The sequence below is a fragment of the Georgenia soli genome, from assembly GCF_002563695.1.
Classification (GTDB): Bacteria; Actinomycetota; Actinomycetes; order Actinomycetales; family Actinomycetaceae; genus Georgenia; species Georgenia soli.
Window position 1 is genome coordinate 2,435,758 of sequence record NZ_PDJI01000004.1, and the last position, 25,367, is coordinate 2,461,124.

23 protein-coding genes are annotated in these 25,367 nt (G+C 73.2%); 7 read left to right on the forward strand and 16 right to left on the reverse strand.

What is annotated here, in order from left to right:
• Nucleotides 1-57: 57 nt before the first annotated feature.
• Together ATJ97_RS12355 and ATJ97_RS12360 are read right to left on the reverse strand one after the other, a co-directional pair.
• Complete coding sequence (locus ATJ97_RS12355) at nucleotides 58-900, reverse strand: SMI1/KNR4 family protein (protein WP_098484000.1); 843 nt, start codon at nucleotides 898-900, stop codon at nucleotides 58-60.
• 17 nt (nucleotides 901-917) lie between these two features.
• On the reverse strand, nucleotides 918-1,658 hold the full coding sequence (locus ATJ97_RS12360; protein ID WP_098485438.1) for a CPBP family intramembrane glutamic endopeptidase: 741 nt from the start codon (nucleotides 1,656-1,658) through the stop codon (nucleotides 918-920).
• A gap of 215 nt (nucleotides 1,659-1,873) precedes the next feature.
• On the opposite strand from ATJ97_RS12360, the gene ATJ97_RS12365 reads away from it, so the two are divergent.
• Nucleotides 1,874-2,545 (forward strand): HAD family hydrolase, encoded by a 672-nt coding sequence (locus tag ATJ97_RS12365; RefSeq protein WP_098484001.1) that lies wholly within the window; start codon nucleotides 1,874-1,876, stop codon nucleotides 2,543-2,545.
• 62 nt (nucleotides 2,546-2,607) lie between these two features.
• Here ATJ97_RS12365 and ATJ97_RS12370 read toward each other — a convergent pair whose 3' ends face one another.
• From ATJ97_RS12370 to ATJ97_RS12385, 4 genes are all read right to left on the reverse strand, one after another.
• Complete coding sequence (locus ATJ97_RS12370; RefSeq protein ID WP_098484002.1) at nucleotides 2,608-5,355, reverse strand: heavy metal translocating P-type ATPase; 2,748 nt, start codon at nucleotides 5,353-5,355, stop codon at nucleotides 2,608-2,610.
• A gap of 162 nt (nucleotides 5,356-5,517) precedes the next feature.
• Entirely contained in the window at nucleotides 5,518-5,766 is a 249-nt protein-coding gene (locus tag ATJ97_RS12375; protein ID WP_098484003.1) for a heavy-metal-associated domain-containing protein, read from the reverse strand.
• A gap of 20 nt (nucleotides 5,767-5,786) precedes the next feature.
• On the reverse strand, nucleotides 5,787-6,068 hold the full coding sequence (locus ATJ97_RS12380) for a metal-sensitive transcriptional regulator (RefSeq protein WP_043497005.1): 282 nt from the start codon (nucleotides 6,066-6,068) through the stop codon (nucleotides 5,787-5,789).
• 286 nt (nucleotides 6,069-6,354) lie between these two features.
• A complete protein-coding gene (locus ATJ97_RS12385) occupies nucleotides 6,355-7,866 on the reverse strand; it encodes a hypothetical protein (RefSeq protein WP_098484004.1) in 1,512 nt (503 codons plus the stop codon).
• A 212-nt stretch (nucleotides 7,867-8,078) separates the two neighbouring features.
• Here ATJ97_RS12385 and ATJ97_RS12390 point away from each other — a divergent pair, with 212 nt between their 5' ends.
• Entirely contained in the window at nucleotides 8,079-9,014 is a 936-nt protein-coding gene (locus ATJ97_RS12390; protein WP_098484005.1) for a Ppx/GppA family phosphatase, read from the forward strand.
• A 95-nt stretch (nucleotides 9,015-9,109) separates the two neighbouring features.
• Here the strand turns inward: ATJ97_RS12390 and ATJ97_RS12395 are convergent, their stop codons facing one another.
• From ATJ97_RS12395 to ATJ97_RS12410, 4 genes are all read right to left on the reverse strand, one after another.
• A complete protein-coding gene (locus tag ATJ97_RS12395) occupies nucleotides 9,110-10,714 on the reverse strand; it encodes a Na+/H+ antiporter NhaC family protein (protein ID WP_098484006.1) in 1,605 nt (534 codons plus the stop codon).
• Nucleotides 10,715-10,939: 225 nt separating this feature from the next.
• Nucleotides 10,940-12,238 carry an RNA polymerase sigma factor gene (locus ATJ97_RS12400; RefSeq protein WP_245862449.1) on the reverse strand — a complete coding sequence of 433 codons (1,299 nt, stop codon included), beginning with the start codon at nucleotides 12,236-12,238 and terminating at the stop codon, nucleotides 10,940-10,942.
• A 72-nt stretch (nucleotides 12,239-12,310) separates the two neighbouring features.
• Nucleotides 12,311-12,709 (reverse strand): YciI family protein, encoded by a 399-nt coding sequence (locus ATJ97_RS12405; RefSeq protein WP_098484008.1) that lies wholly within the window; start codon nucleotides 12,707-12,709, stop codon nucleotides 12,311-12,313.
• 179 nt (nucleotides 12,710-12,888) lie between these two features.
• Nucleotides 12,889-13,602, reverse strand: a complete 714-nt coding sequence (locus ATJ97_RS12410) for a DedA family protein (RefSeq protein WP_483866853.1) — start codon at nucleotides 13,600-13,602, stop codon at nucleotides 12,889-12,891.
• Nucleotides 13,603-13,894: 292 nt separating this feature from the next.
• Here ATJ97_RS12410 and ATJ97_RS12415 point away from each other — a divergent pair, with 292 nt between their 5' ends.
• A complete protein-coding gene (locus tag ATJ97_RS12415) occupies nucleotides 13,895-14,767 on the forward strand; it encodes an aminoglycoside phosphotransferase family protein (RefSeq protein ID WP_098484009.1) in 873 nt (290 codons plus the stop codon).
• A gap of 98 nt (nucleotides 14,768-14,865) precedes the next feature.
• Here the strand turns inward: ATJ97_RS12415 and purB are convergent, their stop codons facing one another.
• Nucleotides 14,866-16,302 (reverse strand): adenylosuccinate lyase, encoded by a 1,437-nt coding sequence (gene purB, locus ATJ97_RS12420; protein WP_098485440.1) that lies wholly within the window; start codon nucleotides 16,300-16,302, stop codon nucleotides 14,866-14,868.
• 160 nt (nucleotides 16,303-16,462) lie between these two features.
• Between purB and ATJ97_RS20595 the strand changes: the two genes are divergently transcribed.
• Both ATJ97_RS20595 and ATJ97_RS12430 read left to right on the forward strand, forming a co-directional pair.
• The gene (locus ATJ97_RS20595; protein ID WP_098484010.1) at nucleotides 16,463-17,347 is read left to right on the forward strand and encodes an RDD family protein; all 885 of its coding nucleotides are present in this window, start codon (nucleotides 16,463-16,465) and stop codon (nucleotides 17,345-17,347) included.
• 198 nt (nucleotides 17,348-17,545) lie between these two features.
• Complete coding sequence (locus ATJ97_RS12430; RefSeq protein WP_098484011.1) at nucleotides 17,546-18,136, forward strand: histidine phosphatase family protein; 591 nt, start codon at nucleotides 17,546-17,548, stop codon at nucleotides 18,134-18,136.
• Between the two features lie 82 nt (nucleotides 18,137-18,218).
• On the opposite strand, the gene ATJ97_RS12435 is transcribed toward ATJ97_RS12430, so the two are convergent.
• From ATJ97_RS12435 to ATJ97_RS12455, 5 genes are read right to left on the reverse strand one after another with little or no spacing between them, the layout of a single operon-like run.
• Nucleotides 18,219-19,325, reverse strand: a complete 1,107-nt coding sequence (locus tag ATJ97_RS12435; RefSeq protein ID WP_098484012.1) for an enolase C-terminal domain-like protein — start codon at nucleotides 19,323-19,325, stop codon at nucleotides 18,219-18,221.
• The gene (locus ATJ97_RS12440; protein WP_098484013.1) at nucleotides 19,322-21,112 is read right to left on the reverse strand and encodes a thiamine pyrophosphate-requiring protein; all 1,791 of its coding nucleotides are present in this window, start codon (nucleotides 21,110-21,112) and stop codon (nucleotides 19,322-19,324) included. The genes ATJ97_RS12435 and ATJ97_RS12440 overlap by 4 nt, the downstream gene beginning before the upstream one ends.
• Nucleotides 21,113-21,167: 55 nt before the next feature.
• On the reverse strand, nucleotides 21,168-22,799 hold the full coding sequence (locus ATJ97_RS12445; RefSeq protein ID WP_098484014.1) for a GMC family oxidoreductase: 1,632 nt from the start codon (nucleotides 22,797-22,799) through the stop codon (nucleotides 21,168-21,170).
• A complete protein-coding gene (locus ATJ97_RS12450; protein ID WP_098484015.1) occupies nucleotides 22,796-23,494 on the reverse strand; it encodes a gluconate 2-dehydrogenase subunit 3 family protein in 699 nt (232 codons plus the stop codon). The genes ATJ97_RS12445 and ATJ97_RS12450 overlap by 4 nt, the downstream gene beginning before the upstream one ends.
• Nucleotides 23,491-23,967, reverse strand: a complete 477-nt coding sequence (locus ATJ97_RS12455) for a hypothetical protein (protein ID WP_211287223.1) — start codon at nucleotides 23,965-23,967, stop codon at nucleotides 23,491-23,493. Before ATJ97_RS12455 ends, ATJ97_RS12450 begins: the two co-directional genes overlap by 4 nt.
• A 242-nt stretch (nucleotides 23,968-24,209) precedes the next feature.
• Here ATJ97_RS12455 and ATJ97_RS12460 point away from each other — a divergent pair, with 242 nt between their 5' ends.
• Nucleotides 24,210-24,560, forward strand: a complete 351-nt coding sequence (locus ATJ97_RS12460; protein ID WP_098484016.1) for a PadR family transcriptional regulator — start codon at nucleotides 24,210-24,212, stop codon at nucleotides 24,558-24,560.
• Complete coding sequence (locus tag ATJ97_RS12465) at nucleotides 24,557-25,327, forward strand: HAAS signaling domain-containing protein (RefSeq protein ID WP_098484017.1); 771 nt, start codon at nucleotides 24,557-24,559, stop codon at nucleotides 25,325-25,327. Before ATJ97_RS12460 ends, ATJ97_RS12465 begins: the two co-directional genes overlap by 4 nt.
• The last annotated feature ends 40 nt before the right edge of the window (nucleotides 25,328-25,367 follow it).

The following is a 25,367-nucleotide window of genomic DNA, read 5'->3' on the forward strand; positions in this document are numbered from 1 at the left end:
CCTTGGACCTCGTGAACCAGGTAGACACCGGCCGCGCCGGTCCGGTTCCGGGGGGAGTCAGCCGGCCTGCACGGAGACGCTTCCGAGATGCTCGAGCCACTCCTCCATGCGTCTCGACCTCGTTCTGCTGTCGTAGCTCACGAGGACTCGGATCGTGCCCTCGCCGTACGGCTGGCATCTGATCTCGCCCGCGCACTCCGTCAGGTACAGGGCAACCGGGCCTTCCTCAGCGCCCTCAGCCTCGTCGTCGTCGAACACCATCAGCACCGTGCCATCCACGTCGGCCAACGCCTGGCGCGTCATGCGCGCCATCAGCGCGGCGTACAGGTTCCCGGCCGTGCGGCAGAGGAACTCGGCGCGCGCGACGTTCGTGTACGGCCTGAACGTCGCGCCGCTCCAGTCCTCGAACCTCCCGTCGGGCTCCAGGCGACTGACCCTTGTGCGGCTCGCGAGCACACCGGAGTTCTCCACCCACTCCAGTGCTTCCTCGAGGTCCTCGCCGGCGTGGTGGATCTCGTCATGGTGCCTGGGGAGCACGTGGACCGCGCAAGGCTTCTGCGGGTGGAAGACCACCTCGTCCCCGTCCACGGTTCGTGCCAGCACGACAGCCTGTCCCAGCTCCTCGGGAGTGAGCAGGTCCGACTCCTCCCAGAAATCGGCGTGCTGCCGCCAGGTTCTCTGCAGTTGCCGGTACTGCCCCACGATGGCCTGAGGCATGAGGACGTAAACGTACCCGCCGTTGTACTGCCCGTCCCCCAGCGTTGTGACGAACTCGCGGTAGCCGGCCGGGAACGGTGCACCGATCTGACGCTCGGCGCTGTCCACATCTCCGTGTCCGGCGACCTCCAGATCGTTGCCCAACGTGAGGACGTCCTGAAAGGCCATCTTGTGCGCCGTCATGGCCGTCCGACCGGCGCTCAGGCGAGGCCGAGCGCGGCCAGGGCGCTCGCCGGCAGCAGTGCGTAGCCGACGAAGGCCACCACGTCGATGAGGGTGTGGGCGACCACGAGCGGCATGGTCCGCCGTCGTCGCCGGTAGTACTCGCCGAAGATCAGGCCCATGACGACGTTTCCGACGAACGGGCCGAACCCCTGGTAGAGGTGGTACCCGCCGCGCACGACGGCGCTGGTGGCGAGGACCGCGGCCGGCCGCCAGCCGAGCTGCTCGAGCCGCTCGATGAGGTACCCGGCGACGATGACCTCCTCGAGCAGCGCGTTCTGCAGGGCCGCCAGGATGAGCACCGGGACGGTCCACCAGTGGGCGTTCAGCGTGGACGCGTGCACCTCGACCGTGATGCCCAGCGCACGCCCGGCCAGGTACAGGCCCAGCCCGGGGACGCCGATGAGCGCGGCCAGGCCGACGCCGGCGCCGAGATCCCGCCAGGGGCGCCGCCCGTCCAGGCCGATGCGGGCCGTCGCGCGCCGGCCGGGCTCGGACAGCAGGTACAGCGCGAGCGCGACCGGGACGAGCGCGAACCCGATGGATAGCAGCTGGTAGGTGAGGTCCAGGTACGGGCGGGTTGAGCGCGACGGGTTCATCGCGGTGCTCTGCTGGCCCAGGGGTGTCTCGAGCGTCAGCCGGGCGACGATGTTGACCACGGCGTAGACCGCGGACTGCCCCAGCGAGAGGCCGAGGACGATGAGCACCTCCGCGCGCAGCCGGGACCGGAGGCGGCCTGCCGAGTAGGTCGTCGTCTCCCCGGCGCCGGCGTCGCGCGGTGCCGCGTCGGTGACGACGGCGTCGGTGCCGGCGGGTGTCGTCCTGTCGTCCACCGGCACAGTGTCCCTCAGCCGACGGGGCGCCGGTCCCGGTCCGGCCCGGCGGCTGACGGGCGTCGCCGGGCTCCGCCCCGCGCGTCGGGCACGATGGAGGCATGAGTGGATCCGCCGTCTCCGCCGTCGTCTTCGACATGGACGGAGTCCTGACCGACACCGAGACCATCTGGGACGAGGTCCGTCAGGGCCTCGCCGCGCAGGACGGCGTGCCGTGGCCCGAGGAGGCCACCCGCGCGATGATGGGCATGTCCACCCCCGAGTGGTCCGAGTACATGGCGACGACGGTCGGGGTGAACGGCGACGCCGCCGCCGTCGCGCAGCGCACCATCGAGGAGATGGCGGCCCGCTACCACCAGCACCTGCCGACCCTGCCGGGTGCGGTGGCTGCCGTCGAGCGGCTCTCGCAGCGCTGGCCGCTCGGCCTCGCGTCGTCCTCGCCCCGGCGCCTGATCGACGCCGTGCTCAGCGAGCTGGGCATCGCGGAGCGGTTCGGGGCCACGGTCTCCACCGAGGAGGTCGCCGCGGGCAAGCCCTCGCCGGACGGCTACGTCCGGGTGTGCGAGCTGCTCGGGGCTGACCCGACCCGTGCCGTGGCGATCGAGGACTCCAGCAACGGCATCCGCTCGGCCGCCGCGGCCGGGATGAAGGTGATCGCCGTGCCGCACGAGGCGTTCCCGCCGGCCGACGACGCGCTCGCCCGCGCCGCAGCCGTGGTCACCAGTCTTGACGAGGTGACCCCCGAGCTGGTCGAGGGCCTCCTCAGCCGTTGATGCACCGGTGGACTCGCGGAGAAGATGACATCTCGCCGAGAAGATGACATCTCGCGGGGGTGCTAGCCGGCCCGGCGCAGCCGGAGCGAGTTGCCGACGACGATCACCGAGCTGGCCGCCATGGCGGCCCCGGCAATCATCGGGTTGAGCAGCCCGAGCGCCGCGAGCGGGATCGCGGCGACGTTGTAGGCGAACGCCCAGAACAGGTTCTGCTTGATGATCCGCAGCGTCCCGCGGGAGACGCGGATCGCCGTCGGGGCGGCCCGCAGGTCCCCGCGCACCAGCGTGATGTCGGACGCCTCGATGGCCACGTCGGTGCCGGTGCCCATCGCGAGCCCCAGCCCGCGCTGCCCGGCCTGGGCGAGGGCGGCGGCGTCGTTCACGCCGTCGCCCACCATGGCGACCACGCGTCCCCGGTCCTGCAGGTCCTTGACGACGTCGAGCTTCTGGTCCGGCAGCACCTCGGCGATGACGTTCTCCGGCGCGATGCCCACCTCGGCGGCCACCCGCTCGGCGGCGGCGCGGTTGTCGCCGGTCAGCAGGTGCGGCGTGATGCCGAGCTGCTTGAGCTGCGCCACGGCCTCCGCGGACGTGGGCTTGACCTCGTCCTGCAGGGTCAGCACGCCGCGGGCCTCCCCGTCCCACGCCACGGCGACGGCGGTCGCGCCGTCGGACTCCGCGTGACGGTGGGCGCGGGCCACCTCGTCGTCGTCCCCCACGCCGGCCACGCCCTGGGTGGCGAGCCACGACGGGCGGCCGACGAGGACCTCCCGGGCCGTGCCGCCGTCGTCGACCGTGGCGGAGACCCCGCGGCCGGCGTGGTTCGAGAAGTTCGTGATGCGCGGCAGGGTGGTGCCGCCGGCCGTCGCCGCCTCGGTGATGGCGCGAGCGATGGGGTGCTCGCTGCCGGACTCGACGGCGCCGGCGAGGTTCAGGACCTGGGCGCGCAGGTCGTCGACGCCGGTGTCCGCCGCCATGCCGACCACGTGCCGGGTGGGCACGGCGGAGGGCGCGAGAACGTCGGCCAGCTGCATCCGGCCCTCGGTGACCGTGCCCGTCTTGTCCAGCACCATCGTGTCGACCTGGCGGGTGGACTCGAGGATCTCCGGGCCCTTGATGAGGATGCCGAGCTGGGCGGCCCGGCCGGTCCCGACGAGCAGGGCCGTCGGCGTGGCGAGCCCGAGCGCGCACGGGCAGGCGATGATCAGCACCGCGACCGCCGCGGTGAACGCGGCCTGCAGCGGGTTGTCGAGCAGCACCCACACGGCGAACGTGAGGATCGCCAGGGTGATGACGATCGGCACGAACACGGCAGAGATGCGGTCCGCCAGCCGCTGCACCGGTGCCTTGCCGGTCTGCGCCTGGGTGACCAGGCGGCCGATCTGCGCCAGGGTCGTCTCCTCGCCCACACGGGTGGCCCGCACGAGCAGGTTGCCCGAGGTGTTGACGGTGGCGCCGACCACCTCGTCGCCGGGCCCGGCGTCCACCGGGACGGGCTCGCCCGTGAGCAGGGAGGTGTCGAGGGCGGAGGTGCCCTCGACGACGACGCCGTCGGCGGCCACCTTCTCGCCCGGCCGGACGACGAAGAGGTCGCCGACGACGAGGGCGTCGACCGGGACGCGCTCCTCGGTCCGGTTGCCCTGGGCGTCGAGCGTCACGCGGGCGACGTCCTTGGCGCCGAGGGAGAGGAGCGAGCGCAGCGCGTCGCCGGCACGGCGGCGCGAGCGGGACTCGGCGTAGCGGCCGGCGAGCAGGAAGGTGGTCACGACCGCCGCGACCTCGAAGTACAGCTCCGGCGCCGCGCCGTGCTCACCCTGGGCCGGGAAGAGCGTGAACTGCATGCGCATGCCGATCTCGCCGGCGCCGCCCAGCGTGATCGCCCACAGCGACCACAGCGTCGCCGCCGTCACGCCGAGCGAGACGAGGGTGTCCATGGTGGAGGCGCCGTGGCGGGCGGCGCGGAACGCGGACAGGTGGAACGGCCAGGCTCCCCAGGTGACCACCGGCAGCGCGAGGACCAGCACGACCCACTGCCAGCCCGGGAACTGCAGCGCCGGGATCATCGACAGCAGCACCACCGGCAGGGTGAGGACGGCGGAGACCTTGAGGCGGCGCCTCAGGTCCTCGGCGCGGCGCTCGGCGGGGGAGGAGGTGTCGTGGGTGTCGCCCGGGGCGGCGGCGTTCGCGGTGCCGTCGGCCGCGGAGCCTCCCGTCGCGGCAGGTGCGCCGTCGGTTGTCGTGACCGGCGTGCCACCGGCGGCGCCAGACCCACCGCCTGCCCGGGTCGCGCCGGCCCCGCCGGCGCCCCGCTCACCGGTCACGTGACCGGTGTAGCCAGCCGCCTCGATGGCGGCGACCAGCGCGTCGACGTCCACTTCCTCGGTGAGCGTCACGTGCGCGGACTCGGTCGCCAGGTTCACCGTGGCGGTGGCGCCCGGGACCTTGTTGAGCTTCTTCTCCACGCGTGCCACGCAGGAGGAGCACGTCATGCCGTCGACGGCGAGATCGATCTCGCGCAGCACGTCGGGGGAGGCGGGTTCGGCCGCGGGAGCCGTCGAGCGTCGGCGGGTGACCGTCCCGGTGTACCCGGCGGCCTGGACGGCGCCGACGAGGTCGGCGTCGCTGACGTCCTCGGTGAGCTCGACGTGCGCCGACTCCGTCGCCAGGTTCACCGTGGCGCTGACGCCGGGCACCTTGTTCAGCTTCTTCTCCACGCGTGCCACGCACGACGAGCAGGTCATGCCGTCGACCGCGAGGTCGACCTCGGCGAGAGGGGTCAGTGGTGCACGGGGATCGGTGGAGGTGGACACGCCAGACCTTTCTGGGGTCGACGGCGGCCCGGCCGGCGTCAGCCGGCCGGAGCCGTCACGGGTGGGCGCGAGCTGCGCCCTTCGGTTGTGGCCCGGGCTGCCGCGGCGGTGGGGGCGGCACGGGCCTGGTGCGCCGTCGGCGGTTGACGTCGCCGGCGAGCGTCAGGCGTCGCGGCGGATGCCGGTCACGGCGTAGCCGGCCTCGTCCACGGCGGCGCGGATGGCGTCGTCGTCCAGGACGGTGTCGGAGACCACCGTGACGGGGGAGACGCCCCCCGCGTTGAGCTCGATGGAGACGTTCTTGACGGCCGGCAGGGCCTCCAGCTCGCTGGTCACGTGCTGCACGCAGTGGCCGCAGGTCATGCCCTGGACGTCGACGACGGTGGTGCGGTCGATCTCGGTGGTGCTCATGGGTTCTCCTCGCGTGCGAATCAGGAACGGACGAGTCGGGCGATCGCCGCACTGGCCTCGGCGACCTTCTCCTGGCCCTCCTCGTCGGAGGACCGGGCCGCCTCGACGACGCAGTGACCGAGGTGGTCCTCGACCAGGCCGATGCCGACCGCCTGCAGCGCCTTGGTGACCGCGGAGATCTGGGTGAGCACGTCGATGCAGTACGTGTCCTCGTCGACCATGCGTGCGATACCCCGCACCTGGCCCTCGATGCGACGCAGCCGCCGGGCGTAGTCGTCCTTGGTCCCGCTGTAGCCGGCCATGGCGCCCTCCCGTCACTGAGCACCGGCCCCTGTGACCGGTGTCCGGGAGAAACGATACCCATGGGGGGTATGGGTGTCGAGGTGACCTAGGTCCTAGTAGCGGCGGGGCGGCACCCGCAGACGTCGCGGCCTCGCGCCCTCGCGCCCTCGCGGTCCGTAAGTCGACCTGCGCAGAAGAAGTCGGCGGAGGCCGACTGTCTCTGCGGAGGAGCACTTACTGTGCGATCCGGAGGCGGATCGTCGGGGCGTCGCCCGGAGAAGCTCGTCGCCGGACCCCCGAGGCCGGTCAGTCCGCCGGACCGCCCGCGCCCGACGCCTCGTCCTCCGCCAGCCGCTCCCGCAGCCAGTCCGGCGTGTGCTCGTCGTCGCGCGGGTAGCGCTGCAGGTCCGCGGTGTACTGGCCCGGCTCGAGCGGCTTGGACCACTTCTGCTCGTGGGTGTAGTCGAGGTTCAGCGTCAGCTTGCCGGACGGCTCGAGGGTGACCAGCGCTGCGAACCAGGTGCCCCTGCCGGGCTCGAAGCTGGCGTGCCGCATCTCGGCGAGCGCCTTGCCGACGTCGCCGGGCAGCCCCGCCAGCCCGGTCTCCTTGCCGTCGGCGTCGGTCGCCGCGGCGAGGAGCTCGCCCCGGGTGCCGACCATCCGGCACAGCACCCGCGCCCGGGTCCAGCCGGCCGGGGCCTGGGACACCAGCCCCTGGGCGACCCGCTGCAGGTGGGCGGCGTGCTTGTTCATCGGGTTTGGCCTGCCGTCACCGCCGGCCGCGCCGACGGAGACCACCGGCCGGCCCACGGTCGGGACCGCGCCCGGCGCGCCGGGGGCGGGCGCCGGCGTCGTCGACTCCTGCGCCCGCATCTTCTCGAGCTGACCCTCGCGGGCCCACCCGCGCGGGACGCGCTGGGCGTAGACCACGTCCGTCAGCGCTGACAGCGCCACGGTGGTCTCGTAGACACCGGGGTCGAGCTTGTCCATGTGGAGCCGCTCGGCAGCGTCGGCGTCGTGGGCGAGCGAGGCGACACGGCAGAACTGCTCGCCCTCCTTGTTCGGCCCCTGGTCGACGATCCGGACGGGGATGCCGTGCCAGCGGGCGCTGGCGTGGATCTCGAAGAGCTCGGTGGCCTCCCCGGCCGGGACCTTCCGGGCCCACAGACCCGCCGCTGTGCGGGTGAACCCGTGCTCCTCGGCGTCCTTGGAGGGGCTGACCAGGGTGAGGACCGTGGGGTTGCCGGACTCGTCGGTGGTGACGTCGGCCGCGAACGTGCCGAGGTCGATCTTGGCCACGTGGCCGACGTACTTCGACGGCAGGACGGCGTGGAACGTGTCGTCGTCGAGGTGGTTCTGCCAGCCGAACGCCACGCCGTGGTAGGTGCCGATCAGCTCGGGCTCCGCCTCGCCGGGGGTGAAGCGCCACAGCCGTGCGCCGGGCGTGAGGCGGGTGTGCTCGACCCAGGACAGCGGCACGATCAGGTCGCCCGTGCTGGTGAAGCCGGTGCCGGCGAACGGCGGGCGCTCGAGGAACTGCCCGCCGGTCCGGCGGCGCCCCTCCTCGTCCTGGCCCCCGGTGGCCGGCAGGACGACCGCCGTCGGGGAGACGGGCAGGTGGAGGATGTCGATCGGGGCGTCCGGGGAGAACGGCGTGCCGGCGAAGCCGAGGCCGTGGAGCTCGAAGAGCCCGGCCGTCGAGGTCACGGACGCGGCGTCCGCCGCGGGCACCACGTAGCCGGCGACCCGGTCGAGGCCGCGCTCGAGGTACGCGACGGACATCTGTGGGGTGATCGCCTTCTGCAGGATGGTGGCCATGAGGTCTCCGGTCGGGTGTGGGGTTCCCCACGACAATAGGTGCTGCCCCTCCCGCGGGCGGAACCGCTCCCCACGGTGGGACTGCCCGCGCAGGCCGGGCGCGCCGACGGCGCGCGCTCCGGGGCTCGCCGAGGTCGCCATCGGCCCGGGCGAGGTTGCGGCGGCGGGACGCCTCGCCGGGCGGGAACGTGGCCGGGCCGTACCGTAGGCGCATGCGACTGGGCGTCCTGGACATCGGCTCGAACACCGTGCACCTGCTCGCCGTCGACGCCGAGCCGGACGCCCGGCCGGACCCGGCCGCAGACGTCGGCAGCACCGTGCGGCTCATGCGCTACCTCGACGACGACGGCGCCATCACCGACGAGGGCGTCGAGACCCTCGGCGCGGCCGTGCGCAAGGCGGTCAAGGCCGCCGACAAGTTCGGCGTCGAGGAGATGGTGGGGATCGCGACCTCCGCGATCCGGGAGGCGGCCAACGGCCCGGAGGTCCTCGCCCACCTCTCCGAGCTCGCCGGGGTGGAGCTGCAGGTGCTGAGCGGTCAGCAGGAGGCGGAGCTGACGTTCCTGGCGGCGCGGCGCTGGCACGGGTGGGCCGCCGGACGGCTGCTCGTACTCGACATCGGCGGCGGCTCCCTGGAGATCGCCACCGGGCTGGACGAGCGGCCTGACTTCGCGGTGTCCGTGCCGCTCGGCGCCGGCCGGCTCACCCGGCAGTTCCTGCGCTCCGACCCGCCGACGGAGGAGGAGGTCCGCGAGGCCAAGGACCACGCCAAGAAGGTGCTCGCGTCGGTCGCGAAGGACCTCGCCAAGCTGCCCCCGCCGGACCACGTGGTGGCGACGTCGAAGACCTTCCGCTCCCTCGCGCGTCTGGCGGGTCAGCAGGTCGCCGTCGTGGGGCCCGAGGAACGGCGGCGCATGCGGCTCGCCGACCTCGCCGACTGGACGCCCCGGCTGGCCAAGATCCCCGCCGAGCAGCGCATGGAGCTGCCGGGGATCACGCCCGAGCGCACGTACCAGATCGTCGGCGGAGCCATCGTGGCGCAGCGTGCGATGAAGGCGCTGGGCGTCGAGGAGCTGGAGATCTGCCCCTGGGCGCTGCGCGAGGGCGTGATCCTGCGGCGGCTGGACCAGCTGACGCCGACGACGTAGGGCGCGCTCCGGACAGGCGCTCGCGCCGACGACGTAGGCGAGCCCCGGACAGGCGCAGGCGAGGGCGCGGGCCGGCCGCGCGGGGACGGACGCCCTCAGACGGTGGCGACCTCGAACGCCGGCACCTCGTCCTCGGCCGGACGCCGGCGGGTCCGTGCCCACCCCACGACGCCGGCGAGCACCAGCATGGTCGCGGCCAGCCCCGCCCAGGCGCTCGTGGTCAGCGCGAGCACCACGTACCCGACCAGGGAGCCCCCGGCACCGACGAGCGCGTAGGGCAGCTGCGTCATCACGTGGTCGATGTGGTTGGCGCCGGCACCGGTGGAGGAGAGGATCGTCGTGTCCGAGATCGGCGAGCAGTGGTCGCCGAACACCGAGCCGGCGAGCACCGCCGCGAGGGCCGGGATCACGAGCCCGGGCTCGTCGACGCCGGTCATGACCTGACCCGCGATGGGCAGCAGGATGCCGAAGGACCCCCACGAGGTGCCGGTGGCGAACGCCATGCCGCCGGCCACGACGAACATGATCGGCACCAGCCAGTGCGGGGAAAGGGACACCGACTGGACGAGGTCGGCGAGGTAGCGGCCGGTGCCCAGCTGGTCGATGAGCCCGACCAGCATCCACGCGAGCACGAGGATGTAGATCGCGGGGAGCATGGAGCTCATGCCCTGCGTCCAGCCGTCGCGGAAGGTGCCGAACCCGAACCGCTCGTTGCTGCGGGTGTCCTTGAGGTAGAGCACCAGGGTCACGGCGAGCCCGAGCAGCCCGCCGGCCATGAGCGACTCGGTGACCAGCGTGGCGGCGAAGATCTCCATGAGGTTCCAGGAGCCGGACTCGGCGTGCCCGGTCCACACGATCGCGCCCACCACGCCCACGACCAGCGCGAGGAACGGCAGCACCAGCGCGCTGATCGAGCCGGGCCGGTGCTCGGGCAGCTCCTTGGCCATCTCGCCGGCAACCTTCTTCCCGGGGGCGTACGGGGCGCCGTCGGTGAGCGTGCGCAGCTCCTCCGTGCGCATGGGGCCGAGGTCGACGCGCAGGAGGACGGTCGCGAACACGAGCGCGAGGGCCGCCCAGGCGTAGTAGTTCATCGGGATGGTGGCGAGGAAGGCCTCGAAGGCCGTGACGTCGACCAGGCCTGCGGCGACGACGATCGGCGCCATGATCCCGATGATGCTCGCGCCCCAGCTGGAGAACGGCGCGACGACGCAGACGGGGGCGGACGTGGAGTCGATGATGTAGCTGAGCTTCGCCCGGGAGACCCGGTGCCGGTCCGTCAGCGGCTTGGCGATCTGCCCGACGGCGAGCGCGTTGAAGTAGTCGTCGATGAAGATGACGATGCCCAGCACGGCGGCGAGCAGCTGCGACCCGCGCCGGCTGCTGATCCGCTCCGTCGCCCACCGGCCGAACGCCCGGCTGCCGCCGGCCATCATGATGAACGCCGCCACCACGCCGAGGATGAGCAGGAACAGCACGATGTAGATGTTCGAGGTGTTGAGGGCGCCGTCGGCCCAGAAGATGCCGACGAACGCGTCCCGCACCAGCCGCAGCGTGGTGAGCGGCTTCCCGCCCGCCACCACCAGCGCCCCGCTGACCACGCCGACGCCGAGGCTCAGCAGGACCTTCTTGGTGAGGACCACCATGAGGATCGCGAGGAGCGGCGGGACGAGCGACAGGAACGTCGGGTCGGTCTGCGGCATGCGGGAGGTCCCCCGGTGGAGTCGGGCGCGCACGGGCGCGCCTGCGGATGACGACAGGCCAGGGTAGGCGCGACCTCAGCGGCCGGGGGAGTGCCGACGGCGAAAGGCGCCCGATCTCACACGGCGGCACCCGCGGCGTCGGCCCGCCGGCCGAAGCCCCGCTCCGGCCGGTGCATCCTCGGCCGAGCACACCCTCGGGCCCCGTCCAGGCTGCTGGACGAGGCGTTAGGGCGTTCTCGTCGCGCGCAGGGTGCGGTTCTCCGCCGGCCCGGCCGCGTCGGTTGCGGCGGCGACGGCGTCGCGACGGGCGAGGATGTGTCGCCGCTCGGCGTCGTTGGCGCACCGGTCGGCCGCCTCCCCGAGGGCCGTCGCGGCCTCGACCGTCCGTCCCAGCCGTGCCAGGAGCTCACCGCGGACCAGTGCGACCCGATGACTGCCTGGCAGCGACTCCTCCAGGCCGTCGAGCAGTTCCAGCCCCGCCGCCGGACCGTCCGCCTCCGCCACGGCGACCGCCCGGTTGAGCCGCACCACCGGGGAGCCGGTGAGCGCGTCGAGCGCGGAGTAGGTGCGGGCGATCGTTCTCCAGTCGGTGTCCGACGCGCGTGTGGCCCGGGCGTGCTCCGCCGCCACGAGCGCCTGGAGCCGGTACTCCTCGGCCTGCCCCGTCGACGGCGGAACGCTCGCGAGCAGCCGCAGACCTTCCTGGATCTCGACGTGGCGCCACCGCCGGCGGTCCTGGTCCGGCAGGAGCACCAGGCGTCCCTCGGCGTCGGTCCGCGCGTCGCGGCGGGCGTGCTGGAGCACCATGAGCGCGAGCAGCGCCCGGACGGGCGCACGTCCGGGCATCAGCTCGTCCAGCAGACGGCCCAGGCGGACCGCCTCCCCGGCGAGGGCGATCCGCACGGCGTCGGGTCCGTCGCCGGGTGCGTACCCGGCGGTGAAGACGAGGTAGACGACGGCGGTGGCGACAGCCAGCCGCTTCTCGAGCTGGTCGGGGCCCGGCACGGCGAACGGGATGCGGGCCGCGACGATCTTCTTCTTCGCCCTGGTGAGCCGGGCGGCCATCGTCGCCTCGGGGACGAGGAACAACCGTGCGATCTCCCGGGTCGGCAGGCCGAGGACGAACCGGAGTGTGAGCGCCGCCCGGACGTCCGGGGCGAGGGCGGGATGGCAGCACGTGAGCACCAGCCGCAGGCGTTCGTCGAGGATGTGCGACTCGTCGTCGGGCTCCGGCACGGGACTCTCCTCGGGCACCGCCAGGAGCGGCACCTTGCGCGCGGCCACCGCCTCGGTGCGCAGCCGGTCGACGCACCGTCGCCGTGCCGCGGTGTGGAGCCACGCGGGCGGGTTGGCCGGTGCGCCGTCCCGCGGCCACCTGTCGGCCGCCTCCGCGAACGCGTCGGCCAGGGCGTCCTCGACGATGTCAACCCGGCGGAACCGGGCGAGCAGCAGCGCCATGAGGCGGCCCCAGTGCTCGCGCCAGGCCTGCTCGAGGGCCGCCTCCGCCGGACCCCGGTCAACCACGGCGGGAGGGAGGCGCGCCGCCCGGACTGCCTGGCCCCGGCGTCACAACGTCGTGGCGGCCTGGACCGGGCCTCACGGGCCCTGCGTCGTCGGGATGGTGCCGGCCGTCTCGGCTTGGTCCGCGGTCTCGGTGACCGTCGGGCGGACCTCCACCGGCTCGCCGTCGGAGATGATCCCGACGAGCTGGAGCAGGTCGGGCAGGTCGTCCGTCTCCACCAGGTAGAACCCGCCGAGCTGCTCCACCGTCTCGGCGTAGGGGCCCTCGCTGATGCTCACGCCCTCAGCGGTCCCGCGCACGACGGTCGCCGCGGCCGCCACGGCCAGCTCCGCTCCTCCTGTGATGCGGTGCCCCCGCTCGCCCGCGAGCCGCGAGAACTCCCCGTGCCTCTCGTACGCCCTGCGCCGGGCGGTCTCGTCGGCCTCGGCCCAGACCCGCTCGTCCCCGTGCAGCAGGATCATGTACTCGGTCATCGTCGATCTCCTTCGTCGTGCGGCCTCCGTCGGCCGGGAGGAAGTCCCTCCGTCAGCATGACGGGTGAGGGTGGGCGAGATCGACAGAGCGGTGAGAAATCTCCGAGAGTTCCGGGCTTCGTGCGGCTGTCGCCGACGGCGCTGGCCGTGCCCGGTGTCCCAGCGGGAGCGGCGGAGGCTCAGGCGGGGTCGTTCTCGTCGGCCGGCCCGGTCCCGTGCTCGGCCCCGTGCCCGGCGCGGTGCTCCACGCGCATGGCGCGCACCCGGGTCACGACGAACCACGCGAGGAACAGGATGACCGCGACGATGACGATCTTGGAGAAGACGCCGACGTAGTTCTCGACGATGTGCCAGTTCTCCCCGAGGGCGTAGCCCGCGACGATCAGCACGGTGTTCCACACCAGAGATCCCGCGAGCGTCAGGGCGGTGAAGAGCAAGAACGGCATGTGCGTGATGCCGGCGGGGATCGAGATGAGCGACCGGAAGATCGGGATCATCCGCCCCAGGAAGACGGTGCCCTTGCCGTGCTTGTGGAACCAGGCCTCGGTCTTGTCGACGTCCTCGATCTTGATCAGCGGCAGCCAGTTCATGATGGCGCGCGTGCGCTCGCGGCCGAGCAGCGCGCCCGCGCCGTAGAGCAGCCAGGCGCCGACGACGGAACCGCCCGTGCACCAGGCGATCACCTCGATGAGCCCGAGGCTGCCCTGCGAGGCGGTGAACCCGGCCAGCGGCAGGATCACCTCGCTGGGCAGCGGCGGGAACAGGTTCTCCAGCGCGATGAGCAGGGCAGCGCCGAGACCGCCGAGGCTCTCCATCACGTTCACCGCCCACGCGGCGATACCGGTCAGAGGTGCGCCGGCGGCGGCGGACTGGGCGGGGAGGAAGGAGGCGATCACGGGCACCAACGGTACGGGGGTCCGCAAGGTGGCGCCTCCACCCGTGTCGTGAGCCTGCACATGCCGCAGGTCGAGGCCCGCGCCGCCGCGTCGCCGTCGGGCGCCGCCGCCTCGTCGTCCGGTCCTGGCGCCGAGGGCGGCGCTCTTGACGCAGGGTGGACGCTGTCGCGAAGGTGACGACCGAGGCGCCGCGCGCGGGACCGGCGGACGCGCAGGACGGCGGGGACAGTCCGGGACCGAACCCGCTCGGGACGCCCGGACACGCAGATCGGAGGAGCCCGTGCCGCGCATGCCGGTGGCCGAGGTCGACGTGGACGAGTCGCTCGTGCGGCACCTGCTCGGCGAGCAGCACGCGGACCTCGCCGCGTTGCCGCTGCGGCTCGTCGCGAACGGCTGGGACAACGTCCTGTGGCGGCTGGGGGAGGACCTCGCGGTCCGGGTCCCGCGGCGCCGGCAGGCCGCCGCGCTCGTCGAGCACGAGCAGCGCTGGCTTCCCGAGCTGGCCCCCCGGCTCCCCGTGCCCGTCCCGGTGCCCGTCCGCACCGGCGGCCCGACGGCCGGCTACCCGTGGCACTGGTCTGTCGTGCCGTGGCTGGCCGGGTCTCCCGCCGCGCACGTGCCGGCGGCCGAGCGTGACGCGACGGCGGAGCAGCTGGCCGAGTTCGTCCTGGCGCTCCACATCCCCGCCCCGCCGGACGCCCCGCACAACCCGGTGCGCGGCGTCCCGCTGTCCAGCCGGGAGGACGCCGTCCGTGAGCGCCTCGCGACCGGAGCCGTCCCGCACGCCGCCCGTGTCGAAGGCCTGTGGGAGGAGCTGGTGAGGGTCCCGCACTGGGAGGGGCCGCCGTCGTGGGTCCACGGCGACCTCCACCCGGCGAACCTCCTCCTGGACGCGGCCGGGGGCCTGGCCGCCGTCCTCGACTTCGGCGACATGACGGCCGGCGACCCGGCCACCGACCTGGCGACCGCGTGGCTCACCCTCGACGCGCCGGCCCGACGGCGGTTCGCGGACGCCCTTGGCGGGCACTACGACGACGCGGCCTGGCAGCGCGGCCGCGGCTGGGCGCTGTGCATGGCGACCGCGATGGTCGCCCACTCCGACGACGAGCCTGTGCTGGCCGCCGTCGGGCGGGAGACGCTGTGCCACGTCCTGGACGGCTGACGCCTAACTCGGCCTGACGTCCACCCCGGCTTGCTCAGCACGGGACCTCTTGGTCGTGACGTCGGGGCGGTCCGGCGCGGAGCCGGACCGCCGGGCGGTCAGTCGTCCAGGTGCCGCACGAGGGACGCCGCCAGCCCGGTGTACGTGGCCGGCTCGAGCGCGAGAAGGCGCGCCTCGACGTCGTCGGGAAGCCCCAGGCCGGCGATGAACTCGCGCATGCCCGGCCCGTCCACGCGACGCCCCCGGGTGAGCTCCTTGAGGCGCTCGTAGGGGTCCTCCATACCGGTGGCGCCCGCGATCGACGCCGCGCGCATGGCCTGCTGCACGGCCTCGCCGAGCACCTCCCAGTTGGCGTCGAGGTCGCGGGCGAGGGCGTCCTGGTCGACGTCGAGGCCGGCGAGCCCGCGGCGCACGTTGTCGACGGCGAGGAGGGAGTGGCCGAAGGCGGTGCCGATGTTGCGCTGCGTGCTGGAGTCGGTGAGGTCGCGCTGGAGGCGGGAGGTCACGAGCGTCGAGGCGAGCGTGTCCAGCAGCGCGCAGGAGATCTCGAGGTTGGCCTCGGCGTTCTCGAAGCGGATCGGGTTGACCTTGTGCGGCATCGTCGAGGACCCGGTGGAGCCCTGCGCGGAGAGGCGCTGGCGGAAGTAGCCGAGCGAGATGTAGGTCCACACGTCGGTGGCGAGGTTGTGCAGCACCCGGTTGAAGCGGGCGACGTCGCTGTAGAGCTCGGCCTGCCAGTCGTGGGACTCGATCTGCGTGGTGAGCGGGTTCCAGGTCAGCCCCAGGTGCTCGACGAACGCCCGGGCGACGCCCTCCCAGTCGGCGCCCGGCACCGAGATCGCGTGCGCGCCGTAGGTGCCCGTGGCGCCGTTGATCTTGCCGAGGTACTCGGTGCCCGCGACCCGGCGCAGCTGGCGGCGCAGGCGGTGCGCGAGGACGGCCAGCTCCTTGCCGAGGGTGGTCGGGGTGGCCGGCTGGCCGTGCGTGCGGGCGAGCATGGCGGCGTCGGCGTGCTCGCGGGCCAGGGCGGCGACGTCGTCGGTCATCGCGGCGGCGGCGGGCAGCCACACCTGCTCGACGGCGTCGCGCACCGTGATCGCGTAGGAGAGGTTGTTGACGTCCTCGCTGGTGCAGAAGATGTGGACGATCTCGTGCACACGGGGCAGCACGGTGTCCTCGCCGAGGGTGGCCGGGGCGGCGTCGAGGCGACGCTTGAGGAAGTACTCGACGGCCTTGACGTCGTGCAGCGTCTCGCGCTCGATCTCGCCGAGCTCGGCGATCTCCTCGGCGCCGAAGGTGGCGACGACGTCGCGCAGGTAGTCCTTGTCGGCGTCGGTGAGGCGGGGGGCGCCGGGCAGGACGCCGTGGTCGGTGAGGTGGATGAGCCACTCGACCTCGACGTGCAGGCGGGCGCGGTTGAGCGCCGCCTCGGAGAGATGGTTGGTCAGCGGGGCGACGGTGCGCCGGTACCGGGCGTCCAGAGCTCCCAGGGCGACGGGCGGGGTCAGGGTGGCCAGGTCGACGCGATCGCTCATGCGCCGCATTCTTCCAGCCGTCCGTGCGGGCCGCCGGGGGCGTCCGTCGGCCGGTCGCCCCGGGGTGGGGAGGGGGAGATGTACCCGTCGGAACCGCCTTTTCTGGCGGGAGCGGTCTGATACAACTCCCGGCAGGCACACATCGACCGAGGGATCTCGCATGAGCAACGACCACAACCCGTACGCGCCCGCCGATGAGCAGGGTCACGGGCAGCCGGCCTCGCAGGGCTACGACCAGAACTACGGCCAGCCGGCACAGGACTTCGGCCAGTCCGCCCCGTCCTACGGGGACCAGTCCCAGGCTCACGGCCGGCCCGTTCGTGCCTACGGGCAGACCGGCCGGCCGGGGTACGGCGACTACGGCGTCCCCGCCGCGCCGCAGTACGGCCAGCAGCAGTTCGGCCAGGGCCAGTACGGCGAGGGCCAGTACGGCGAGGGCCAGTACGGGCAGCCGCAGGTCGGGCAGCAGCCGTACGGCCAGCAGCAGTTCGGCCATCCCCAGTCCGGCCAGCAGCCGTACGGCCAGCAGCAGTTCGGGCAGTCCCAGTACGGCCAGCAGTCGTACGGCTACGCGCCGGGGTACGGCGGCCCGGGCGTGCGCCACGACTTCGCCAGCTGGTTCCAGCGCGTGGGCGCCTCCCTGATCGACAGCCTCGTCACAGTTGTCCCGTCGCTCATCTGCTACATGATCGCGATGGTGACCGGAGAGCCCGCTGTCGACGCGTGGGGCGAGCCGACCATCGAGCCGACCGGGTTCGGGGTGCTCATGATCTTCCTGGGTCTGGCCCTGCAGTTCGGCCTCTGGCTCTGGAACCGCGTGCTGCGTCAGGGCAGGACGGGGCAGTCGCTGGGCAAGTCCGCCCTCGGCATCAGGCTCGTCAAGGAGGAGACCGGGCAGCCGACCGGCGCCGGTCTGGCGGTGGGTCGCGAGTTCGCGCACATCCTCGACGGCTTCTTCTACCTGGGCTACCTCTGGCCGCTGTGGGACGAGAAGAAGCAGACGTTCGCCGACAAGATCTGCGGCACGCTCGTCGTGCGCGCCTGACGGTCGGTAAGTGACCGTGCGCAGGTGAAGTCGGCCCCGGCAGACTTCTTCTCCGCAGGTCGGCTTCACCTGCGCAGACCGACTGACAGAACCGGTGACGGTGGGCGTCGCCCGGGGCGAACCGTCCAGGTGTCACCCGCAGTGCGGGCAGGCGCGCGGGCGGGCATGCTCGTCACAGCCCCATCCCTGGAGGAAACGATGTCCGACCTCGTCATCGTCCGGCACGGTGAGACGGAGTGGAGCCTGTCCGGGCAGCACACCGGCAGGACCGACATCCCGCTCACCGCACGCGGTGAGGCGCAGGCACGGCAGCTCCTCGACAACGTCGGCGAGCACACGTTCACCAAGGTGCTCGTCAGCCCGCGCCAGCGCGCACGCCGCACCGCCGAGCTCGCCGGCATCGAGGACTTCGAGACCGACGACGCCCTCGTCGAGTGGGACTACGGCGAGGTGGAGGGCGTGACGACCGCCGACGTCAACGCCCGGCGGGAGGCCGAGGGACTGCCGGCGTGGAACCTGTGGACGGACGGGGCGCCGGGCGGGGAGAGCGTCGACGACGTCGTCGCCCGGGTGGACGGCGTGCTGGCCCGCGTCCGAGGCCTGCTCGACGACGGTGACGTGCTCGTCGTCGGGCACAGCCACTTCTCGCGGATGATGGTCGCGCGCTGGCTCGGCCTGCCGGGGCGCTACGGGGAGAACTTCCTGCTCGACGCCGCGCACTGGGCGGTCCTCGGGCACAAGCGCGGCGCGCCGGTCGTCAAGCACTGGAGCGTCCCGCCGACGGCGTAGGTGCGCCCGCCGACGGCGTAGGTGCCGCCCGCGGGCGCCGTCGGTTCGTCCGCGACGGTGCTGCGGACCACGCGCGGCGCGGTCACCGGACCAGGTGCTCGGGCACCACGTCCTCGCGCACGGTGAGACCGTGCCCGGGCGAACCCGGGTCGGGGCGAACGGTGCCGCCGGCGGGGTCGAGCGTGCCGTCGAAGACCATCGACTCGACCCGGACGTGGTCGTGGAACCACTCCAGATGGCGCAGGTTGGGCACCGCGGCCGCGACGTGGGCGTGCAGGTGCGGGGCACAGTGGCCGGACACCTCCAGCCCGTGCGCGGCGGCGACGGCGGCCGCCCGGAGAAACTCGGTGATGCCGCCGCACCGGGAGACGTCGAGCTGCTGGCAGTCCACGGCACCGGACTCGCACATCCGTCGGACGGTGAAGAGGTCCCACGCGTACTCACCGGCGGCCACGTCTGCGGGCACGGCGGCCCGCACCTGCGCCAGCCCGACGAGGTCGTCGGAGGACACGGGTTCCTCGAACCACGTGATCCGGGGGTCACCGACGCGTTCGAGCACCCGCACCGCCTGGGCGCGGCCGTAGGCGCCGTTGGCGTCGACGAAGAGCTCCGCGGCGTCGTCGATAACCCGACGGGCCTGGCGCATCCTCAGCACGTCGCGGTCCTCCGCCGTGCCGCGGGCCTCCCCGATCTTGATCTTCACCCGCGGGATGCCCTGCCCGTGGACCCATCCACCGAGCTGCTCCGCGAGGCGAGCCTCGTCGTAGGTGGTGAACCCGCCGCTGCCGTACACCGGCACCTCCGCCCGGACCGCGCCGAGGAGCTGGTGCAGGGCCAGACCCAGCAGACGCGCCTTGAGGTCCCACAGCGCCACGTCGACGGCGGAGATCGCGCACCCGACCAACCCCGGCCGTCCGGCGTTGCGCACCGCCCGGGCCATGGCGTCCGCGGCCCCGGGCACGTCCATGGCGTCCCGGCCGGTGACGACCGGGGCGAGCAGCTCCTGGACGACGGCGGAGGTAGCGCCCGGAGCGTAGGTCCAGCCGGTGCCCGCCTGGTCGGCGGCGCGGGCCTGGACGAGCACCATGGTGGTGGAGTCCCAGGCGAACGTGCCGTCCGCCTCCGGCGCGTCGGTCGGCACGGTCAGCGCCCGAGCCGTCACCGCGGTCACGGAGGGTCCGTCGGTCATGGCTTGCGGCCGGGCAGGAAGTCCTGGGCCTTCGTCCTCACGCCCTCCTTGATGATCCCCCAGCGGTCCTCGTCACCCTTGAACAGGGCCCGCGCGGTGCTCGCGGCCTGCTCGTACGTGACGTGCGGGGGGATCGGCGGGACGTCGGGGTCGGTGCGGACGTCCAGCAGCGCGGGGCGGTCGGCGCTCAGGGCCCGCTCCCACGCGGCTCCGACGTCGCCCGGCGTCGTGACGGAGATGCCCTCCAGCCCCAGGCTCCTGGCGAACGCCGCGTAGTCGACGTCGGGAAGCGTCTGCGACTCCACGAACTTGGGCTCCCCGCCCATCGCGCGCAGCTCCCACGTCACCTGGTTGAGGTCGTCGTTGTGCAGGACGGCGACGACGAGGCGCGGGTCGGCCCACTCCTCCCAGTACCGCTTGATCGTGATGAGCTCGGCCATGCCGTTCATCTGCATCGCGCCGTCGCCGGCGAGGACGACGACGGGCCGGTCCGGGTGCGCCACCTTCGCCCCGATCCCGTAGGGCACGCCCGGACCCATGGTCGCGAGGTTGCCCGAAAGCGAGCCGCGCATGCCGTCCCGGAACCGCAGGTGCCGCGCGTACCAGTTCGCGGCCGAGCCCGAGTCCGACGTGACGATGACGTCGTCGGGCAGGCGCGGCGAGAGCTCGGCGAACAGCAGCATGGGGTTGATCGGGTTCGCCTCCACGTGCGCGCGCCGGTCCATGAGGCCCCACCAGTCGGCCACCCCGGCCTCGACCTTCTCCCGCCAGGACCGGTCCTCCTTGCGGTCGAGGAGCGGGATCAGGGCGCGCAGCGTCGCACGGGCGTCACCGACCAGGTTGATCTCGTAGGGGTAGCGCATGCCGATCCGGGAGGGGTCGATGTCGATCTGGACCGCTCGGGCCTGGTCGTAGGGCGGCATGAACTCGCTGTAGGGGAACGTCGACCCCACGGTGAGCAGCGTGTCGCAGTCCTGCATGAGGTCCCAGCTGGGGCGGGTGCCGAGCAGGCCGATGGAGCCGGTGACCCAGGGCAGCTCGTCGGAGAGGACGTCCTTGCCGAGGAGCGCCTTGGCCGCCCCGGCGCCGAGCAGCTCGGCGACCTCCTCCACCTCGGCGCGGGCCCCGCGGGCGCCCGACCCGACGAGCAGGGCGACCCTGCTGCCGGCGTTGAGCAGCTCGGCGGCACGGCGCACGCCGGCGTCGTCGGGAACCGCCGTCGGCCACTCCACCCCGAGGGAGGAGGGGACCATCTTGGAGGTGTGGGTGGGGGCCGTGTACTCGAGGTCCTGCACGTCGGACGGGATGATGACCGCCGTCGGGGAACGACGTCCCAGCGCCGTGCGGACCGCCCGGTCGAGAACGTTGGGGAGCTGCTCGGGGACCACGACGGTCTGCAGGTAGTCGCTGGCGACGTCCTTGAACAGCGCCATGAGGTCGACCTCCTGCTGGTAGGCGCCGCCGAGGCCGCTGCGGGCGGTCTGCCCGACGATCGCGACGACGGGCACCTGGTCGAGCTTGGCGTCGTAGAGGCCGTTGAGCAGGTGGATCGCACCGGGGCCGGAGGTGGCGAGGCAGACCCCGAGCCGGCCGGTGAACTTCGCGTACCCGACGGCCTCGAAGGCCGCCATCTCCTCGTGCCGGGCGTGGATGAAGCGCGGACTGTCGCCGGCGCGGCCGAAGGCGGCCACGATCCCGTTGATGCCGTCCCCGGGGTAGGCGAAGACCGTGTCCACGTCCCAGGCGCGCAGGCGCGCGAGGAGGTGGTCGGCGACGGTTGCGGACATCTTGTCTCCCTGGATCGGTCCTCTTGGGTCGGCCGCGTGCGCCCGGCGCGGGAGGTCACGGCACGACGGCCCCGGAGGTCAGGCGGTCGGCGGTGCGGGCGGCGAGCGCCATGATCGTCAGCGCCGGGTTGGCGCTGCCCTGGGTGGGCAGCACGCTCCCGTCGGTGACGAAGAGGTTGGGCACGGCGAAGGTGCGGCAGTCGCCGTCGACCACGCCGTGCTCGGCGTCGGCGGCCATGCGGGCGCCGCCCACGAGGTGCGCGTACCGGCGGATCGTGGCGGTCTCGTCCGCCCCTGCGCCGGCGAGGATCTCCTCCATCACGGACTGGGCGGCGTCGAGCAGCTTCCTGTCGTTGTCGCACTGGCTGTAGGCGAAGTGTGCGACCGGCATGCCGTTGCCGTCGGTCTCGTCCGCGAGGGTGACGCGGTTCTCCGGCCGCGGCAGGAACTCGCACAGGGCCCCCAGGCAGGCCCAGTGCACGTAGTCGCTCATGTAGGCGCGCAGGGTCTCGCCCCAGTGCCCCTGCGCCGACATGTGCTCGGCCCAGGTGATCGGCAGCGGGGAGACGGTCTGGATCGAGAAGCCCCGGGCGTAGTCCTTGCTCGGGTCCGTCTCGTAGAACTGCTCGGTGCTGACCTCCGGCGGCGGGGCCTTCCACATCCGCACCTCCTGGTCGAAGCGGCCCGCCGTCTGCGGGGCGCCCTGCACCATGAGGTACCGGCCGACCTGGTCGTGGTCGTTGCACAGCCCGTCCGGGAAGCGTCGGCTCGTCGAGACGAGCAGGAGCCGTGGTGTCTCGATCGAGTAGCCCGCGACGGCGACCGCCCGGGCCCGCTGGAAGCCGGCCCTGCCGTGGCGGACGTAGTGCACGCCCGTCGCGCGGCCGGTGCGGTCGTCGACCTCCACCCTCGTGACCATCGACTCGGCCCGGATCTCGGCGCCGCGGTCGATCGCGTCGGGCACGTGCGTGATCAGCGGGGAGGCCTTCGCGTCGACCTTGCAGCCCTGCAGACAGAACCCCCGGTAGATGCAGTGCGGCCGGTGCCCGAACCGGCCGTTCGCGATGGCGACCGGCCCGACCTTGGCGGTGATCCCGCACGCCTCCGCGCCGCGCAGGAACAGCTCGCCGTTGCCGGAGACCGGGTGCGGACGGTGCGGGTAGCCGTGTGGGTCGCCCCACGGCCAGTGCTCGCCCGCCACGGGCAGCTCCGCCTCGATGTCGGCGTAGTACGGGCGCAGCTCCTCGTACCGCAGTGGCCAGTCGGCCCCCACCCCGTCCACGCTCGCCGTCGTGAAGTCGCTCGGGTGGAAGCGCGGGGTGTAGCCGGCGTAGTGGACCATCGAGCCGCCGACACCACGGCCGGAGTTGTTGGACCCCAGTGGGACCGGGTCGTCACCGCCGATCACGCGCGGCTCCGTCCAGTAGAGGTGGTGCGACCCCGCCTCGTCACTGACCCAGTCCTCCTGCGGGTCCCAGAAGGGCCCCGCGTCGATCGCGACCACGTGCCACCCCGCACGGGCCAGGCGCTGTGTCAGGGTGGCCCCGCCCGCACCGCATCCCACGACGACCAGGTCGACCTCCTCGGCGTCGGCGAAGGTGCGCATCCGGTCCCGCAGCTCGTGGTTCGTGCCTGGCCGCGGCGGGAGCAGCCACGCCGAGGCGTTCCGGTCCTGCACCCGAGTCATGTCGCACCCCCGCTGACGGGGGCGCCCTCCGACCCTGCCGGCTCCCCGGAGTGGGCCGCGCGGCGCGTCGGGTCCGACGGGCGGGCGTCCGCCACCTCGAACGGCTCCCGGGCGTCCAGGCCGAGGTTCTTGTACCCGCGCGGGTACGCGGGACCGCCGAAACCGATCTCGTCCCACGCCCACGGGTGGGAGTAGAAGGCGGTGCACGCGTACCGGGTCCACAGGCTCCACACGTGCAGGGCCACCATGCCGTGCCAGCGCTCACCCTCGAGATCGAGGACCGTCGCCAGCACCTGCTCCTGGTGCGCCGGGGGCAGGTCGGCGAAGCGCTGTCCGGCGGAGCCCGCCAGGTGGCCGGCGTCCTCATCGAGGTGGGCGAGGGTGCGGCGCCAGGCGGCACCGTCCTCCGGCATGTCGTCGTAGTGCCAGCCGTCGGTCTGGCCGGCGGCGAGCCGGGCGTCGACCATGATCTCGACGGGGACCCTGGGCTCACCACGCTGGCCGAGCAGCTGGTCGCAGAGCGCGCGTGCGGTGCGGGCCTGGTCGGCGGTGAAGAACCGCAGCGGCCCCGGCGGCTCCAGGCGCGACCGGACGAGGCGTTCGGTCGCCGCGTCCCAGTGCCGGGACTGGGAGAGCGTGTCGAAGCCGGGGAAGCGCCCTCCGCCGTCGTCCGGGGCGAGCGGGAGCCGGCTCACTGCTCCCTCCGCAGCACCGCCGCGAGGAGCCCCATCCCCCCGACCATGGTCATGAGGAGCGGTGCCAGGATCGGCGGGCCCATCTCCACGTTGTACCGCCAGTTGCGCCACCCGCCCGGCTTCTGGGCGACGCCGCGGGCGTGCAGGTACACGCCCTGCAGGCCGTTCGCCACGATGGTCGCCGACGCCAGCGGCAGCAGGGTCTTCGCCATCCGCCGGCTCGCGAACCCAGCCACGCCCGCGGCCGCGCCGACGGGGCCGAGGGCCACCGGGGCCCACATCCATCGGTTGCCGAAGCTCGCCCGGTCGTGCTCGAAGTAGATCTCGGCGGCCGTGACCGCTGCCCCTGCGGCGGTGAGGGCCGCCAGACTCCGCTCGAAGTGGCCCGTACGGATGTCGGCGATGAGCCGGTCGATGCCCTCCAGGCTCGCAGGTGCGCCGCCCTTCCGAAGGGTCCCGTGTGCTGGTGCCACAACGCCTCCTCGGTCGAGGAGCTCGCACATCGTCGCTGCTGCTGTCCCCGGGCGGTGCGCGGGCGTGCTGGTTCTCTGACTTTCGACGGTACGCCTCGCCGCACGGTCCAGCAGGTCGGCCGAGCGGGCCACCCTCTGAACGACCGCCAGGCGCTGGACGCTGAGTCCTCCTGCGGCTGTTCTCCTGACGCAGCACGTCACTCTTGGCGCCGCGCATCGCCGAAACTGGTAACTTGTGGTGCATGGTACCCGGCGACGACGCCATCCTCTCGAACCTGCGCCGCGGCGCGCTCGAGTACTGCGTCCTCGCGCTCCTGCGTCCCGAGCCCCGTTACGGGCTCGACATCGCCCGGGCCCTGACCGCCGACGGCGTTCTCATGAGCGGCGAGGGCACGCTCTACCCGCTCCTCGCCCGCCTGCGGAACGCGGGCCTGGTGGAGACCGCCTGGCAGGAGTCATCCGCCGGTCCGCCCCGGCGCTACTACGCCCTCACCGCCGACGGCGAGCGTGCGATCGCCGCCTTCGCCCAGGTCTGGCAGCCCTTCCGGGACGCGGTCGACGCGGCCCTCGAGCAGAGAGCAGAACCGACATGACCGCCGACCGTCGCGTCAACGACTACCTCGACGACGTCGCACGCATGCTTGCGAGCATCGATCCCGTGGACCGTGCGGAAATCCTCGCCGGGCTCCGGGAGCACATCGACGCCTCGCTCACCGAAGTGGAGCGGCCCGTCGATGACGCCACCGTCCGACAGGTCCTCACCGAGCTCGGCCCGCCCGACCGGGTGGCGGCATCCGCCCTCTCCACCTTGGGTCCGGTGCCCCGCCCGATCGACCGGCCGACAGCACCGGTAGCCCTGTCCCGGCCGCCGCTGACCCAGCCGTGGGTCCCGGTCACCGTCGGCCTCCTGACGGCACTGACGGTGGGCCTCTACCTCCTCGTGCTGGGCGTGAGCGTCGCGCTCCTGGTGACGGAGCAGCCGGCGACACCACCTGGCGCGGGGAGTGTGGACACGCCGACGCCGCTCCTGCCCGCGTCGTACGACATCCTCTGGAACATGCTGGCCCCGCTGCCGCTGGTCGGCGTGCCCTGGCTGGTCTCGACGATCCTGCTCGCGTCGTCGGCGCTGTGGTCGACGTGGCAGAAGTGGGCCGGGGCGCTCCTCGCGCCCGTGCTGGCGGCGTGCTGCGGCCTAGTCGCGTGGTTCGGGTCGCTCGTCCAGCCGGGCGTCACGAGGTCCGTCGTCCTGGTCGCGGTCGGCTCCGCCGTCGCGGTGGCGGCGGTCGGCGTGCTCGTGCGGCTGTGGCGCGAGGGCGCACGCCGCGCCCGGGAGCCGGTGCCGGCAGGTGTGCCGGCCTGACGCCCGTGAGGCGGTGCCGGCAGGCGTGCCCGCCTGATGT